Genomic DNA, 14,460 nt, shown 5'->3' on the forward strand with positions numbered 1-14,460 from the left:
GGGCTGCTGTAGGGGGTAATTGTTCGGTTTCCGCTACCTACCCGACAAAGCCGTGGAGAGCCGGCCCCTGTGGCCGCCAATCCCCACAGCCCCTGTGGCTCCCCCGGCCTTGTCCGGCAGGTTCAGGGGTGTCGGGTAGGTAGCGGCTACTGCTGGTTTGTGGGCTGCTGTAGGGGGTAATCGTTCGGTTTCCGCTACCTACCCGACAAAGCCGTGGAGAGCCGACCCCCGCAGCCCCCAATCCCCACAGCCCCCGAGGTCCCCCGGCCCTACCCCAGCTTTCCGCTCAACCGCTCCAACCGCTGCTGACTCGGCCCGTCCAGGCCGATGATCTCCACCGTCTTATTCCGGTCCGCGAACTTCTGGGTGATGGAATCCAGGGTCGCCACCGTGGAGGCGTCCCATACCTCGGCCTGGGTCAGGTCGATGACGATGTGGTCGGCGTCGTCGTTGTAGTCGAAGCGGTAGACCAGGTCATTGCTGGAGGCCCAGAACAATTGGCCGTGGACCCGGTAGGTGCGCACGTCGGCGGTGCCGTCACCGTCCACGTCCAGCTCGGAGACCTTCTCGATCGAGACGATGTGGGCCACACGCCGGGCGAACATGATCATTGCGGTGATCACGCCCAGCACCACGCCGATGGCCAGGTTGCTGGTCGCCAGCGTCCCCACCACGGTGACCAGCATGACGAGCGTCTCGCTCAGCGGCATCATCCGCAGGGTGCGCGGGTGGATGGAGTGCCAGTCGAAGGTGCCCACCACCACCAGGAGCATGATCGCCACCAGGGCGGCCATGGGGATCAGGCCGACGATGTCTCCGAGGGAGACCACCAGGATGAGCAGGAATACGCCCGCCACCAGAGTGGACAGCCGGGTACGCGCGCGGGAGGCCTGGACGTTGATCATGGTCTGGCCGATCATGGCACAGCCACCCATGCCGCCGAAGAAGCCGGTGATCACGTTGGCCACACCCTGTCCCCAGGACTCGCGGGTCTTGTCGGAGTGGACCTCGGTGATGTCATCCACGAGTTTCGCGGTCATCAGGGACTCCATCAGTCCCACCAGCGCCATGGACAGGGCGTAGGGGGCGATGATCTGCAGGGTCTCCAGGTTGAAGGGGACGTCCGGGATGATCCACCCGGGCAGGGAGGTGGGAAGTTCACCCTGGTCACTGACGTTGGGTACCCGCCAGCCGAAGAGCAGCACCAGACCGGTGATCACGATGATGGCGATCAGCGGTGCCGGCACGATGGTGGTCAGCCGGGGCAGCCCGAAGACGATGACCAGGCCGAGGACGATCAACGGGTAGACCAGCCACGGCACGTCGACCATGTGGGGTACCTGGGCCAGGAAGATGGTGACGGCCAGGGCGTTGACGAAGCCGGTCATCACCGAGCGCGGCAGAAACCGCATCAACTTCGCCACGCCCAGTAGCGCCAGGATGATCTGGAAGACGCCGCCCAACAGCACCGTGGCGATCAGGTAGTCGAGTCCGTAATTCTGGGCCACCGGGGCGATCACCAGGGCGATGGCTCCGGTGGCTGCGGAGATCATGGCCGGGCGGCCACCGGTGAAGGCGATGGCCACCGCCATGGTCACGGAGGCGAACAGACCGACGCGGGGGTCCACCCCGGCCAGGATGGAGAAGGAGATGGCCTCCGGGATCAGGGCGAGGGCGACGACCAGCCCGGCGAGGACCTCGGTCTTGAACCGCCCGAATGAGGTGAAGGCGTAACGGAAGGAGGCCAGGACACCGGTCGGGGCGTCGGAGCCGTCCGGATCCGGGTTCTTGGCCACCTCATGAACGATGACATTGCTCATGGATGAAGATTCCTAATGATGGGAGGGAGCTGCCGGGCAGCGGGCCGGGACCGGGCCGCTTGCTAGGATCAGCATGAGATTCAGAAACTCTACCGTAACGGTAGAGTTTTGCTCAGGCAAACGCTGAGCTGGTGAAACGTATGCGAAGCCGGTCACACCCCGCGCGGGCGTGCAGAGAGCCGGCACACGGTCAGGAGGCAATCAGGTGGAGGGCATGAAGATCGGCGAGGTGGCCGAGCGCACCGGCCTGTCGATCCGCACCATCCGGCACTATGACGAGCTCGAACTCGTAGTGCCCTCCGGCCGTTCCCCGGGCGGCTTCCGCCTCTACTCCCCCGCCGACGTGGACCGGCTCCTGCTGATCCGCCGGATGAAACCCCTGGAGTTCAGTCTCGAGGAGATGCGGGACTTCCTGCGGGCCACGGATCTGCTCGGCGGCGCAGCGGAGTCCGCCGCCGCGGAGGAACTTGCCGACGCCCGGGCCACCGTTGCCTGGGTGCGGGAGGAGACCGGTGCGCGGCTGGCCAAGCTGCGCAAAAAGGTGGGGTACGCCGAGGAATTTCTCGGGTTGCTCGGCACCCTGCCGGGGGCCGGTGCCCCAGACCGGGCTTAGCGTCCGATGCGGCTGTCGAGGACCTCGGAGAGAAAACGCTTCCCGGCGGGCGTCGGCTGTTTCGGGGCCAGCACGGGCCTGGTGCGGTCCAGGACATTCATCACGAGCAGCAGGTGGTAGTTGTCGGCGTAGCCCTCGGGTTTGCCCAGGTGCCGATCCTCGTCCCCGTTGTGCCAGAACAGAAAGATCTCCAGCATCGCGGGCAGATCGGTCACCTCGTAAAGCAACGGCAGCCGGGCGATGATGTAGCGTGCCAGCTCCAGCGGCTGGGCGAGCAGTTCCCGGCCGAGTTTGGTCACCAGCACCTTGCCCCGGTACTTGCGCAGCAGCTTCAGGTGGGTCAACGCGTCCCGCAGGTTCATCACGGGCAGGGTCTCCACCTCCCGGTTGAATTTGCCGATCCAGTACTTCTCCGCCTCGATCTGGGCGGCGATGGCCTGCACGTCCCGCGGTTTCAGGTAGCCGGCCTGGGTCAACGGCAACCCGTCCCCGACATAGTCGAGGAACCAGCGGATGGAGTCGGTCACGGCCTCCGCCGCGGCGTCGTCCAGTCCCTCCCACTGCTCTTCGTCCAGGGTGGGAGCAGATCCCGGGTCCGCGTCGGCGGTGACCTGACTGAGGGCGTCGTGGATCTCGGCCATGGTCTCCGCGTCGAAGCCGCGGCGGTCCTCCTCCGGAAGCTGTTCCGGCACCTCGTCGGAGCCGACGGGATCCGCTGCGGTCATTCCGGGGTAGTCGGACGGGTCCGGTTCATCGGGGGGGAAGAGGTCGGGGGTTCCCGCTCCCTCCATCATCTTCGGCGGAGTCGCAAACGCCACGCGGTGGGCGATCGAGGCCGGGTCGGTGTAGGCCAGCCGTTGGGCCGCCCGGTCCGGGGACATGCCGGGCAGGAAGATGGTGATCAGGTCGAGAGCGTCGGCGTCCACGGGCAGCTCGGCCTGGGTCTGCACTGCCGCCCGCCGCATCGCGCTCATCGCCTCTGCCCCGCCGCACCCTTCGACCACGTCGGGGCCGAGGGCGTCGATCAGCTGGGGGACGAGCATCTCCGAATGCGGATGACCGAGGTTCTCGATGTCCACCGCCCAGGTGTCCCCGTCCGCGTTGCCGTAGTGGTAGGTGGCGCGGCCACCCGGGATCTTCAGCAACGTGGCCAGGACGGCCAACGGGTGGGGCGAACCCGGGTGTTCGGCGGAATAGCTGTGCTCCTGCAGCCCACTGAAACCGAAAGCCGCGCAGATGACCTCGTGGATGGCACCCATCCCACCGGCGGGATCGATCAGAACTGTGCGGCGGATGGCCGGGTCGGAATTCCGCACGGTCATCTCCAAAGTGATGCTAGGCATGGGTGCAGCATAGAGCCTGGGGCGGGCCCCGGGGGCAAAGGTCCGCCGGGGACGGCCGCGTCCCGGGATGTCGTCCGCGACACTTATCATGAGCCTGAGAAGCCCACCGCACCGATTCCGCCGAAGGAGCCAGCATGGCATCCGCATCCGTTCCCACCCTGGAAGTGCCGCTCAAGGAGGCCACGGCCCCGTTCGTGCTCGCCCTCGACGTCGGTTCGACCGCTTCCCGTGGCGGGCTCTACGACGCCACGGGACGCCCGGTCACCGGCACCAAGCAGCGGCAGCCGCATGAGTTCACCAAGGCCGCCGACGGCACCAGCACCATCGACGCCGAGCAGGTGGTGCAGGAGTGCCGCAGCATCATCAAGGGAATCTGGCAGTTCATCGCCGATGAGGGTATCGGCGGACAGGTCACCGGCGTGGCCATGGACACCTTCGCCTCCTCCCTCGTCCTGGTCGGCGACGTGGACGGCCGGCCGCGGGCGTTGACACCCTGTTTCACCTACGCGGACTCCCGCTCTCACGGGCAGGTGCGGCAGCTGCGGGAGCGGATCGACGAGCAGGAGTATCACGCCCGTACCGGAGTCCGGCTGCACACCTCCTACCTGCCGTCCCGCATCCTCTGGCTGCAGCAGACCCGGCCGGAGCTGCTGGAGCAGACGGAATCGCTGATGAGTCTCGGCGAATACGTCTACTTCCGGCTGGCGAAGGTGCGCGGACTGGCACGTTCCACCGCCGCCTGGGCCGGCATCCTCAACGCCCACACCGGCGAACTCGATGCGGAGATCCTGCGGGAGGTCGGCGCGAAGTCGGAGTGGTTCGCGGAGCTCAAGGATCCGGACGAGCCGGGCCGCAGCATGAAGAAGAAGGTGACCAGACACTGGCCGGCCCTGGCGGAAGCCGCCTGGTTCCACGCCATCCCCGATGGCTGGGCCTCCAACGTCGGTCCCGGCGCGGTGGACGAGAAGACGGTGGCCGTGGCCGCGGCCACCTCCGGCGCGATGCGCGTCATCCTGGACACCGTGCCCGAAACCATCCCCCAGGGTCTGTGGTGCTACCGGCTCTCGCGCTCGCGCTGCATCCTCGGTGGGGCGCTGAACGACGTCGGCCGCGCGGTGAGCTGGCTGGAGGAGACGGTCGCGCCCGTCGAAAGCCTTGCCGACGTCCTGACCGGCTCTGCTCCGGAGGGCACTCCGGTGGTGGTGCCCTTCTTCAGCGGGGAGCGGGCCACCGGCTGGGCCGCGCAGGCCACGGCCTCGCTGACCGGGGTCACCGCCGCCACCGGGCCGGCCCATCTGTGGCGCGGGGTCGTCGACGGGCTAGCGCTCTCCTACGCCCGGGTGTGGGAGCAGCTGGAGGCGGCCGGTGCCCGGCCGGAACGGGTCGTGGCCTCCGGCAGCGTGACCACCGAACTACCCGCCTGGCTGCAACCCCTGGCCAACGCCCTGGAAACCCCGGTCACCCCACTGGAGATGAAGCGCGCCACCCTGCGCGGCACCGCCCTGATCGCGATGGAGACCCTCGCCCCACGGACGGCGGCCTCGCAGCTGCCGTTGGGCGAGGCCTATGAGGAGCTCGACGGGGTAGCGGAGTATTACCGTCAGCTGCGGGAGCGCTTTGAAGCGCTGTATGCCGCCACCGTGTGAGCGGATGGCCTGCCGCCTCAGCGCAGCAGTGGCCGGGACCAGCCCAGCAGTACGGTGAGCCCGAGGACGGCGAGCACCGCCATGATCCACAGGGTCAGGCTGATCTGCCCGGCGTCCACCACCACGGAGCCGGCGGCGGCGCCGCTGGCGATGCCCACCTGGAAGGTGACCACGTAGATCGAGGAGGCGGCGTCGGGGTTCTTGCGCCCGGCGTGCAGGAAGAAGGTGGTGGCCACCGTGGGTAGCGCGCCGTAGGCCACGCCCCAGATCGCGATGGCGCCGAACATGAGCGCGGCCGCCGACCCGCCACCGAGCAGGAAGGCCCCCTCGCCGAGCACCGCGGCCACCACCATTCCCCCGGTGACCAGGAGAGTCGCCCGGATCATGCGGTGGTCGACGAAGCGGGCCGCCAGCATCACGCCGACCAGGCCGAAGAGACCGAAGGCCACCAGCCCGACCGGTACCAGCGACTGGTTGACCGTCTCCTTGAGGATGAGGCCGAGGTAGGTGTACCCGGCAAAGGCGGCGGTGCAGGTCAACAGCAGGTAGACCACCAGGGAGGGCAGGCCCCAGCGGGAGGCGCCGAGGTGCAGCTCCCGCTCGGTCGCGGGCACCGGCGGCAGCGGGGGCAGGGTACGCACCAGCACGGCCACGGCGAGGACCGTCAGCGCGCCGAGGACCCACGTGGCCGCCCGCCAACCGGACAATTCGCCCAGCAGGGTGGACAGCGGGGAGCCGAGCACCATCGCCATGGTCGAGCCGATCGAGACCATGCCGATCGCCTTGCCGGAACTGCCGGCCGGTGCCAGGCGGGTGGCCATCGGGGCCACCAGCGCCCAGAACACCCCGTGGGTCAGGGCGGCGGCGACGCGCGCGGCCACCAGCATCGCGTAGCTGGCGGCGGTGGCCTGGAGGACGGTGCCCAGCAGCAGGAAGGCCAGGGTCAGCAGGAACAACGGACGCTTGTCCAGCTTCCGGGCGAACCACATCACCGGCAGCGTGACCACCGCGACCACCCCGGCGTAGACGGTCATGAGCAGCCCGATGCGGGACTCGGCCACGCCCAGGTCGTGGGCCATCGGGCTGATGAGTCCGACGGTGAAGATCTCGAAGGTGACGTAGACGAACGCCGCGAAGCTCATGGCGGTCAACGGGACATGGGGGAAAGCCCGGGTTCCGCTGGCGGAGCCAGGCGCGGAATTCACCGGATCGGGTGACGCAGGGGTGGAAGAGACAGCGGTGGAGGTCACGGCGATGGCTCCTTTCGAGGGGTCGGCGGCGATGAAGACCCGCGGGATATTACGCTGCCGGAGGACGATCGTCACCATGGAAAGTGCTGTTCGTGGGGGGTTTTACCCGCAACGAGCGGTTGTGTGTCAGGTCACATTGCTACGGTGGGGGTACGGGGCGCCCCTGACTCCCCCGGGCGTCCGTCCAGCCCCAACGAGTAAATGAGGAGCACCACCATGGCGACCATCGAGGACAAGGCCAAGCAACTACTGGAACAGGCGCGCAACGCGGACAACGGCCGGCAGGCCAAGCTCCTGGCCAAGGACGGCCCGCTGCGGCAGAGTGTCATCGCGATGCGCGCCGGGGAGGTTCTGGCCGAGCACAACTCCCCGCCCGCGGCCTCGGTGTTCCTGCTCAAGGGCCGGGTGAAGGTCTCCGCCCAGGAGGACGCCACGATCGAGGAGGGTGAGCTGGAGATCCTCACCCACTACCGGCATTCCGTGGAGGCGCTCGAGGACTCGGTGTTCCTGCTGACCACCGTGACCAGCGTGCCCGGTGCCGAAAGCCACTCCGAACAGCGCGATTAGCACTCCTTGGGCCCCCGGGAGGGCAGGGCGTGGAAGAACCCCGGGTCCGTATCTATCCTGGCGGGCATGCGAGCAATGACTTATTCCAGGTACGGCGACGACGATGTTCTTGAGCTGCAGGACCTGCCCATCCCCACGGTGGGGCCGGGGCAGCTCCTGGTGCGGGTGACCCGGGCCGCGGTGAACCCGGTGGACTGGAAGGTCATGTCCGGCGGACTCGACGCCCTCATGGACGCCCACTTCCCGGTGATCCCGGGGTGGGACGTCGCTGGCGTGGTGGAGCAGCTCGGGCCGGACACGCCGGAGTTCTCCGTCGGTGATCGGGTGGCCGCCTACGCCCGCAAGATCGTGGTGTCCGGGGGCACGTTCGCGGAGTACGTGGTCCTGCCTGCCGAGTTCGCGGCCGCCGTCCCGGAGGGGGTCGGTGACCGGGACGCGGCGGCGCTGCCGTTGGCCGGGTTGACCGCCCGGCGGGCGATCGAGGCCCTGGAGGTCACGGAGTCCGACACGGTTCTCCTGCACGCCGCCTCGGGTGGGGTCGGCTATCTCGCCGCCCAGCTGGCGGTGCTGCGGGGGGCCACCGTGATCGGTACGTGCTCTCCCGGTAACTTCGACAAGCTGCGTGATGTCGGCGTGACCCCGGTGGAGTACGGGGAGGGACTGGAGGACCGGGTCCGGGAGGTGGCGCCGGACGGTGTGGACGCCGTGGCGGACTTCGTCGGCGGGGTCCGGGGCACCACGCTGGCCCTGCTGAAGGAGGGCGGCCGGCACGTCTCCATCGCCGATCCGGAGGTCACCGAGCACGGCGGCCGGTGGCTCTGGGTGCGTCCCGACGGCCCCGCGCTCCGGCAGCTGCTGGAGCTGGTGGCGGTGGACCGGCTCTGTGTGGACATCGACGCCACCTATCCGCTGGGAGAGGTCGCCGCGGCATTCGCCCGCAGCAGGTCCGGTGCGGCGAACGGCAAGATCATCATCGACACCACCCGCTGATTCCACTCACACCGACCTGGAGGTTCCATGACTGAGCACGACCGCACGATTCTGCTCACCGGCGCCACCGCCGGCCTGGGCGAGCAGATCACCCGAGAACTGAGCGGGCGCCCCGGCCACCTCATCCTGCACGGCCGGAACCCGGACAAGCTGGCGGGGCTACGCGCGGAACTCAGCGGATCCGCCGCCCGGATCGACACCGTCACCGCCGACCTGTCCGAACTGGCACAGGTCCACGCGCTGGCCGACCAGGTAGCCGGACTCACCGACCACCTCACCGTGCTGGTCAATAACGCCGGTATCGGCCAGGGGCGCGGCGCTGACCGTGAGCTGTCCCCCGACGGCCTCGAGCTGCGGCTAGCGGTCAACCACCTTGCGCCCTTCGCCCTCAGCCGACGGCTGCTGCCACTGCTGCGCCGGGGTGCTCCCGCCCGGATCGTCAACGTGGCCTCGGCCGCGCAGACGGAGATCGATCTGGATGACATCCAGCTGACCCGCGGCTACTCCGGATCCCGGGCCTACGCGCAGAGCAAGTTGGCGATGATCACCACCGGGTTCGTCCTCGCGGAGCAGCTGGATCCCGCCGAGGTCACCGTCAACAGCCTGCACCCGGCCACGCTGATGCCCACCGCCATGGTGCGGGAGGGCTGGGGCCGGTCCATCGACGAGCTGGCCACCGGGGTCGCCGCCACCCGTCGGCTGATCGAGTCCCCCGAACTGGCCGGCGTGACCGGGCGCTACTTCAACGGGCAACGGGAGGCCGAGGCCCTCTCCCAGGCCTATGAGCCAGACTTCCGGCGGAGACTGTGGGAACTCAGCGGACAGCTGAGCGGGATCGACTCTCAGTAGAGCGGTGCCCAGCGCGGGACGCGGCGCCGGTAAGCCCCGTACTCCGCGCCGAAGATACGGGCCAGCGCGGTCTCCTCCGCGGGGATCTGGCAGCGGTCAATCACCAGCACGAAGCCGGCCACCGGCAGCAGCGCCGCGAGGGAACGGCGGTGGGCGGCGTGCGCGAGCAGCAGCCCCGTCACGGCCAGGTACATCGGGTTACGGGTCAGCGCGAAGACACCGCCGGTCACCAGCGCCGCCGAGCGATCCAGCTCCACCGGGTCGACCGTGGTGCCGCGGGCACGGAACTGGCCCACCGCACCCAGTCCCAGCCCGGCCGCGCCCGCGCCGAGTAGCACAGCTGTGCTTGTCGACGCCCGGGTGGCTCGGGATCCGCGGGCGAGCAGCAGCTGAGCCAGGCCGGCCGCACCGGCCCACACCGGGGGTGGAATCCGCATGGTGGTCACGCTACCCGGAACTATCCCGCGGAGGGAAGGGCCGGCAGCCCCGCGGGGCGGTGCGGGCGGGCGACCACGGGGAGCATCGTGGCGAAGGTCAGCACCCAGGCCAGCACGCCGACCCAGACCCAGCCGCGGCCGATCTGCTCCACCAGTGGCAGGGTGTCCGCCCGGCCGAGCTGCATGCCGGCCACCGCGTACATGCCGAGCGGGAAGACCACGCTCCACTGCGCGGCTTTGTAGTGCAGCGGAATCTTGTGGACCAGGTGGCGCCACACGCCGACGGCCAGCAGCACCGGGATCAACGCGGTGGCGAAGCACCACATGATCACGCTGATGCCCGCGATGAGCTGTTGGGAGGCCGCCACCATCGGCGAGCTGGCAGGATCGAGCTCCACGATCAGGGAGCCGCCGACGATCGTCACGGCCATCGCCCCCATGGTGACCCAGTAGGACTGGTTCATGTCCGCGGGCCCCACCGGCAGGGTGGTCAGCCGCACCAGCACCAGCGCCGCCACCGCCAGGTACAGTGCGGTGCCGGCGGACCAGCCCATCACCGCGGCGGTGGCCAACGCCTGCGTCCAGTCCGGGTAGAGCGGGGCGAGCATGGCGGCGAGGATGGCCACGGACTGCGCCGCCACCACCCAGATGAACCAGGTGCCGTCGACCTGCCGCAACGGCGGCGGGCTGCCACCCAGGACCGCCAACCAGGGCACCACGTAGCCCAGCCCGAGGCCGGCCACCAGTCCGATGAGCAGCAGCACCAGTGCGGGTTGGTGGGCGCCGTGTTCGACCAGCGCCACCCCGAGGACGTCCGTGCCCGCGACGAAGGTGAAGAACCCGAAGGACCGTCCGGAATTCCGCAGATCCCCGGCCACCAGGTGCCGCCACCGGAGGATCCGGGTAGCCGCCATGAGTACCAGGACGACATAGCCCAGCGCAGTCAGGATCAGCAGCACCAGGGAGGCGGCGCTCAGCCCGAGGTTCTCGAGCCCGACCGCCACGATGCCGGTGGCCATCACGAAGGCGAAGGCCCCGGGGGGAAGCGTCATCACCATCTCGCGCAGCCGGGTGCTCATAGCTCCTCCTTCAATCTCTGCCGGTGAGGTCCGCCCACCGTCACACGGTTGCCCGTGGCATCACCGCTGGGCATGACACATCCACGCTACCCGGCTGGGTCAGGAGCGGGGCGCTCACGCGGTCCCCCGGTCCTGCCGGATCGACGAGTGGCCCAGCACCGCCACCCCAGCAGCGCGCCGAGGGAGAGGAGTGACGCCGCCCCGATCCCGGTGGCGACGGCGCGACTGCCGGGCCGGTCGCGCCCCGGCTGCCCGCAGACACGCCGCAGCCCGCGTTGCCCGGCCGCCATCACGGCGTCGTGCGACCAGGCGGCCACCGGGCGCAGGGCGCCGGGCAGCCGGTGCCGGGTGACCACGCACCAGGTGATCTTCGTGTACGTCCACCCATTCTGCTCCCGGTTTTCCAGGGTGCCACCGCCGCGGAGGTCCCCGGAGACCGAGAGTTCGGCGTGCTCGGGGGCCTCAGCCCGGTCCAGGTCGACGAGGATGCGCAGGTGCCGGCCCAGTGGGCTGCGGACCAGCAGCCGGGCCCGCTCGCCATCGCGGAGGATCCGCGCGGCACTCATGCCGGGCCACCAGGTGGGCCAGGCGTCGATGTCGGAGAGCACCTTCCAGACCCGGTCGCGGTCCGCGGCGGTCCGCCAGACCGTCTCGAAGTGGAAGGGCGCGGATTCGCCAGGCCGCGGCCTGACGTGGCGGTGTGCCATGGCGGCTCCTTTTCCGGCCTCTCCCCCACGGACGCAGGGCACGTCAGGGTGGGAGGCGATTGCGCCAGGATAGACCGCCGCCCTGCCCACTGGTGGCCAGGTGGAGCTAGCGGGACTGCGCGATCTCGGTCGCGGTGGCCTTCGCGTACGGTCCCACGCCGAGGATGGTGGCGGAACCGGGGCCGGTCCAGTCGCCGTAACCGACCAGGTACAGGCCCGGCTGCTTCGGCTCCCGGCCGTCGAGCACCGCGCTCAGGTGCCCGAGGGCCGGATCGAAGCCGGTGCACCAGATGAGGTGGTCAGCGTCCACCTCGTCGACGCTGTCGAACATCGGGGTCGGTACCAGCCGGCCCTCGTCACGGGCCCGGCGGACCTGTGGCACCATGACGATCTCGCCGAGCTCGCCGGTCCCGGGGTCTTCTCCCCCACGTTGGATGTTCCGGGCCCGCTGGCGGGCCCGGTGGAACAGGTCCCGGCCGTCGATGTCCTCGGGCATCCACTTCGGAGTATCACGGGTGTACCAGATGACCTCGGCTACTTCGCTGAGCTCGGCGGCGATCTGGGCGCCGGAATTTCCGCCGCCCACCACGGCCACCTTCGTTCCCCGGAAGGTCGCCGGGCCGGGGTAGTTCGCGGCGTGCCAGAAGGTCCCCGTGAGAGCCCCCGGATAGGACGGGGTGTGGGGTGCGGACCAGATGCCCGTCGCCGAGACCACATTCGGGGCGGTCCAGGAGCGCTCCGCGGAACTTACGGTGTATACCCCGTCCTCCCAGCTCACCGATTCCACCTGGACCGGCCGCTCGACAGGGAAGTCATAGCGCTGTTCATAACGGGTGAAGTAGTCTACCACATGGTCTGCCGGCGGATACTCGTCCTGGCCGTAGGTGGGCATCATCATGCCCGGGAGATTGGAGAAGCCCGCCGTGGAAAACAGTGTCAGGGTGGGCCAGTACTGCTGCCAGGCCCCGCCCGGCGCCAGCTGGTTGTCCAGGATCAGGAAGTCGACGCCCGCCCGGCGCAGATAGTACGCGGTGGCCAGGCCGGCCTGCCCACCGCCGATGATGATGGCCTCATGGTCGGTGTGTGCTGTGTCCGCAACCATCAGCTGTCCTCCCCGTCAATGTAGTTGATGCATCAAGAATATCGCCATCCGGCGAAAAGACAAGCTCCCGTCCCGGGATCGCCAGTCAGATCAGGCGCCGTTCCCGCGCTACGGTGATCGCCGCGGTGCGGTTTTCCACCCCCAGCTTCTGGTAGATGTGCACCAGGTGGGTCTTCACGGTCGCCTCCGAGATGAACAGGGATTTCGCCAGTTCCCGGTTCGCCGCCCCGGTGGCCAACGCCTGGAGGATCTCGATCTCCCGCGCAGACAGGGCCTGCTGCGGTTTCCCCACCCGTTCCATGAGGGCGGCGGCGACCTCCGGGGACAGCGTGCGCCTGCCCGCGGCGGTGGCGGTCACGGCGTCGTGCAGCGTCTGCTCGGGAGCGTCCTTGAGCAGGTAGCCCAGTGCCCCGGCCTCGATGGCGGCCACGATGTCGGCCTCCGTGTCATAGGTGGTCAGGATCAGCACCGGTGGCCCCGCAGCCGCCACCAGCCGCCGGGTGGCGGTGATGCCGTCCATGCCGGGCATCTGGATGTCCATGACCATCACGTCCACGTCCTCCCCGTGGTCCAGGGCGGCCTGCCCGTCCGCTCCCTCAGCCACGACGGTGATGTCGTCGAAACTGTCCAGGATCGTGCGTAGCCCCGCGCGGACCACGGGGTGATCGTCGATGAGCATGACGCGGATCATCAGGCCTCCTTCGGTGTCGGACGGGCCGAGGTCAACGGGATCTGGACCGCCAGCACGGTGCCCTCCCCGGGTTCGGACTCCACCGTGAGAGTACCGCCGAGAGAGTCGAGGCGTCGGGACAGGCCGCGCAGCCCGTAGCTGTCCGGTGGCGTGTGGTCCGGGTCGAAACCGCGGCCGTCATCGAAGACGTCGAGGGTGAGCTCCAGATCCCACACCGCCAGCGTGACCACGGCCGCGTCGGCGGCGGCGTGCTTGACCACGTTGGCCAACGCCTCCTGGCACACCCGTACCACTGCGGTGCTGATGGGCTCCGGCAGATCACGGTGCACGTCCCCGGCCAGCTGCAGGGAGATCGCCAGCGGTTGTCCGAGAGAATCCTGACGGGTGTCCACCCGACGGATCACCTCCCGCAGCGCGGCCGGCAGGTCGGTCTCCAGGGCGGGGGCGGCGAGGTCCCGGACGAAGCGGCGGGCCTCGGCGAGGTTGTCGACGGCCGCTTCCCGGATCGTCGCCAGTTGGCGCGCGGCGCCCGCCGTGTCCCCGCGGCGCAGACTCTGGTCCGCGGCCCGGGAGACCAGCACGATGGAGGACAACCCCTGGGCGACGGTGTCGTGGATCTCGCGGGAGAGCCGTTCGCGCTCCTCCAGCCGGCCGGCCTGGTGCTCACTCACGGCCAGTTCCTGCCGGGTGGCGCGCAGTTGTGCCGCGATCCGGCGGTGATGCTGCACCTCGGCGTGCAGCGCCCGGTAGGTGTAGTAGGTCGCCACCGCGAAGACCGCCCCGATGGCCGGCCCCACCGCCGCAGCGACCCCCCACGACTCCGGGTGCAGCCAGGCGGGCACGAAGGCGGCCACCGCCCACAACGCGAGCACCGCGACCGGGCCGACGACCCGGGGCAGCAGGTGGAGGAAGAGGAAGATGAGCGGGAAGAGCAGCCACACGAAGTCCTGGGTGTGGGCCACCAGCCCGATCCAGAGCAGGGTGACCGCGCCCAGCCACCACCACGCCCCACGCGCCGGGTCCGCCCGGGTCCGGCCCCGGGCGTAGCGGTCCTCCCAGACCGTGCCCGCCAGGTAGACGAGCGCCAGGGCGCACACCAGCGGCAGGACCGGGGTCCGGTGTGCGCGCTCCGGATCCTGCAGGAGAAAACGCAGCAGCCCGAAACCCAGCAGGAACGCGAAGATCACGTGGAGGGCCACCCGCAGCAGCAACAGCAGCCGCAGCAGGGGACGGGCCGTGCCCTCGGGCAGGGCGGGACCGGAGACGGGTGCAGTGGGGCTCACAGCCCCACAGGCTAGTCGGGCAAGTGGTTGACCCGAATCAACCGGACGGTTGACCGTGGATTCAACGCCTTCCCCGATGTTTC

General features: G+C 69.4%; 14 protein-coding genes. 5 read left to right on the forward strand and 9 right to left on the reverse strand.

Annotated elements, in window-relative coordinates; genetic code table 11:
- Positions 1 to 269 precede the first annotated feature (269 nt).
- On the reverse strand, positions 270 to 1,820 hold the full coding sequence (locus ACQCVD_RS08700; RefSeq protein WP_426823345.1) for a SulP family inorganic anion transporter: 1,551 nt from the start codon (positions 1,818 to 1,820) through the stop codon (positions 270 to 272).
- Positions 1,821 to 2,034: 214 nt separating this feature from the next.
- On the opposite strand from ACQCVD_RS08700, the gene ACQCVD_RS08705 reads away from it, so the two are divergent.
- Complete coding sequence (locus tag ACQCVD_RS08705; RefSeq protein ID WP_426823346.1) at positions 2,035 to 2,433, forward strand: MerR family transcriptional regulator; 399 nt, start codon at positions 2,035 to 2,037, stop codon at positions 2,431 to 2,433.
- Here the strand turns inward: ACQCVD_RS08705 and ACQCVD_RS08710 are convergent.
- The gene (locus ACQCVD_RS08710) at positions 2,430 to 3,776 is read right to left on the reverse strand and encodes an IS1096 element passenger TnpR family protein (protein ID WP_426823347.1); all 1,347 of its coding nucleotides are present in this window, start codon (positions 3,774 to 3,776) and stop codon (positions 2,430 to 2,432) included. The two genes, ACQCVD_RS08705 and ACQCVD_RS08710, sit on opposite strands and share 4 nt — an antisense overlap.
- Before the next feature lie 134 nt (positions 3,777 to 3,910).
- On the opposite strand from ACQCVD_RS08710, the gene ACQCVD_RS08715 reads away from it, so the two are divergent.
- On the forward strand, positions 3,911 to 5,422 hold the full coding sequence (locus ACQCVD_RS08715) for a gluconokinase (RefSeq protein WP_426823348.1): 1,512 nt from the start codon (positions 3,911 to 3,913) through the stop codon (positions 5,420 to 5,422).
- 17 nt (positions 5,423 to 5,439) lie between these two features.
- Here ACQCVD_RS08715 and ACQCVD_RS08720 read toward each other — a convergent pair whose 3' ends face one another.
- Entirely contained in the window at positions 5,440 to 6,564 is a 1,125-nt protein-coding gene (locus tag ACQCVD_RS08720) for an MFS transporter (protein ID WP_426823412.1), read from the reverse strand.
- Positions 6,565 to 6,888: 324 nt separating this feature from the next.
- Here ACQCVD_RS08720 and ACQCVD_RS08725 point away from each other — a divergent pair, with 324 nt between their 5' ends.
- The 3 genes from ACQCVD_RS08725 (at position 6,889) to ACQCVD_RS08735 (ending at position 9,078) form a co-directional block, all read left to right on the forward strand.
- Positions 6,889 to 7,239 (forward strand): cupin, encoded by a 351-nt coding sequence (locus ACQCVD_RS08725; RefSeq protein WP_426823349.1) that lies wholly within the window; start codon positions 6,889 to 6,891, stop codon positions 7,237 to 7,239.
- 66 nt (positions 7,240 to 7,305) lie between these two features.
- Positions 7,306 to 8,229, forward strand: coding sequence for an NADP-dependent oxidoreductase (locus tag ACQCVD_RS08730; protein WP_426823350.1), 924 nt, complete (start codon positions 7,306 to 7,308; stop codon positions 8,227 to 8,229).
- Positions 8,230 to 8,256: 27 nt separating this feature from the next.
- Positions 8,257 to 9,078: an SDR family NAD(P)-dependent oxidoreductase gene (locus tag ACQCVD_RS08735; RefSeq protein ID WP_426823351.1), complete on the forward strand. Its 822-nt coding sequence runs from the start codon at positions 8,257 to 8,259 to the stop codon at positions 9,076 to 9,078.
- Here the strand turns inward: ACQCVD_RS08735 and ACQCVD_RS08740 are convergent.
- From ACQCVD_RS08740 to ACQCVD_RS08765, 6 genes are all read right to left on the reverse strand, one after another.
- A complete protein-coding gene (locus ACQCVD_RS08740) occupies positions 9,072 to 9,515 on the reverse strand; it encodes a methyltransferase family protein (protein ID WP_426823352.1) in 444 nt (147 codons plus the stop codon). The two genes, ACQCVD_RS08735 and ACQCVD_RS08740, sit on opposite strands and share 7 nt — an antisense overlap.
- Positions 9,516 to 9,535: 20 nt before the next feature.
- On the reverse strand, positions 9,536 to 10,594 hold the full coding sequence (locus tag ACQCVD_RS08745; RefSeq protein WP_426823353.1) for a tellurite resistance/C4-dicarboxylate transporter family protein: 1,059 nt from the start codon (positions 10,592 to 10,594) through the stop codon (positions 9,536 to 9,538).
- A gap of 86 nt (positions 10,595 to 10,680) precedes the next feature.
- A complete protein-coding gene (locus ACQCVD_RS08750) occupies positions 10,681 to 11,301 on the reverse strand; it encodes an SRPBCC family protein (protein ID WP_426823354.1) in 621 nt (206 codons plus the stop codon).
- Between the two features lie 106 nt (positions 11,302 to 11,407).
- Positions 11,408 to 12,403 (reverse strand): NAD(P)-binding domain-containing protein, encoded by a 996-nt coding sequence (locus tag ACQCVD_RS08755; RefSeq protein ID WP_426823355.1) that lies wholly within the window; start codon positions 12,401 to 12,403, stop codon positions 11,408 to 11,410.
- 85 nt (positions 12,404 to 12,488) lie between these two features.
- Positions 12,489 to 13,094: a response regulator gene (locus ACQCVD_RS08760; protein ID WP_426823356.1), complete on the reverse strand. Its 606-nt coding sequence runs from the start codon at positions 13,092 to 13,094 to the stop codon at positions 12,489 to 12,491.
- Complete coding sequence (locus tag ACQCVD_RS08765; RefSeq protein ID WP_426823357.1) at positions 13,094 to 14,377, reverse strand: sensor histidine kinase; 1,284 nt, start codon at positions 14,375 to 14,377, stop codon at positions 13,094 to 13,096. The genes ACQCVD_RS08760 and ACQCVD_RS08765 overlap by 1 nt, the downstream gene beginning before the upstream one ends.
- Positions 14,378 to 14,460 lie beyond the last annotated feature (83 nt).

It is taken from the genome of Corynebacterium halotolerans, assembly GCF_050107895.1.
In the GTDB taxonomy this organism is placed as follows: domain Bacteria; phylum Actinomycetota; class Actinomycetes; order Mycobacteriales; family Mycobacteriaceae; genus Corynebacterium; species Corynebacterium halotolerans_B.

Bases quoted from the DNA above. Each gene is read 5' to 3' on its own strand.
- ACQCVD_RS08700 (WP_426823345.1), bottom strand. From the start codon at position 1,820: ATGAGCAATGTCATCGTTCATGAGGTGGCCAAGAACCCGGATCCGGAC.
- ACQCVD_RS08705 (WP_426823346.1), top strand. From the start codon at position 2,035: ATGAAGATCGGCGAGGTGGCCGAGCGCACCGGCCTGTCGATCCGCACC.
- ACQCVD_RS08710 (WP_426823347.1), bottom strand. From the start codon at position 3,776: ATGCCTAGCATCACTTTGGAGATGACCGTGCGGAATTCCGACCCGGCC.
- ACQCVD_RS08715 (WP_426823348.1), top strand. From the start codon at position 3,911: ATGGCATCCGCATCCGTTCCCACCCTGGAAGTGCCGCTCAAGGAGGCC.
- ACQCVD_RS08720 (WP_426823412.1), bottom strand. From the start codon at position 6,564: ATGAGCTTCGCGGCGTTCGTCTACGTCACCTTCGAGATCTTCACCGTC.
- ACQCVD_RS08725 (WP_426823349.1), top strand. From the start codon at position 6,889: ATGGCGACCATCGAGGACAAGGCCAAGCAACTACTGGAACAGGCGCGC.
- ACQCVD_RS08730 (WP_426823350.1), top strand. From the start codon at position 7,306: ATGCGAGCAATGACTTATTCCAGGTACGGCGACGACGATGTTCTTGAG.
- ACQCVD_RS08735 (WP_426823351.1), top strand. From the start codon at position 8,257: ATGACTGAGCACGACCGCACGATTCTGCTCACCGGCGCCACCGCCGGC.
- ACQCVD_RS08740 (WP_426823352.1), bottom strand. From the start codon at position 9,515: ATGCGGATTCCACCCCCGGTGTGGGCCGGTGCGGCCGGCCTGGCTCAG.
- ACQCVD_RS08745 (WP_426823353.1), bottom strand. From the start codon at position 10,594: ATGAGCACCCGGCTGCGCGAGATGGTGATGACGCTTCCCCCCGGGGCC.
- ACQCVD_RS08750 (WP_426823354.1), bottom strand. From the start codon at position 11,301: ATGGCACACCGCCACGTCAGGCCGCGGCCTGGCGAATCCGCGCCCTTC.
- ACQCVD_RS08755 (WP_426823355.1), bottom strand. From the start codon at position 12,403: ATGGTTGCGGACACAGCACACACCGACCATGAGGCCATCATCATCGGC.
- ACQCVD_RS08760 (WP_426823356.1), bottom strand. From the start codon at position 13,094: ATGATCCGCGTCATGCTCATCGACGATCACCCCGTGGTCCGCGCGGGG.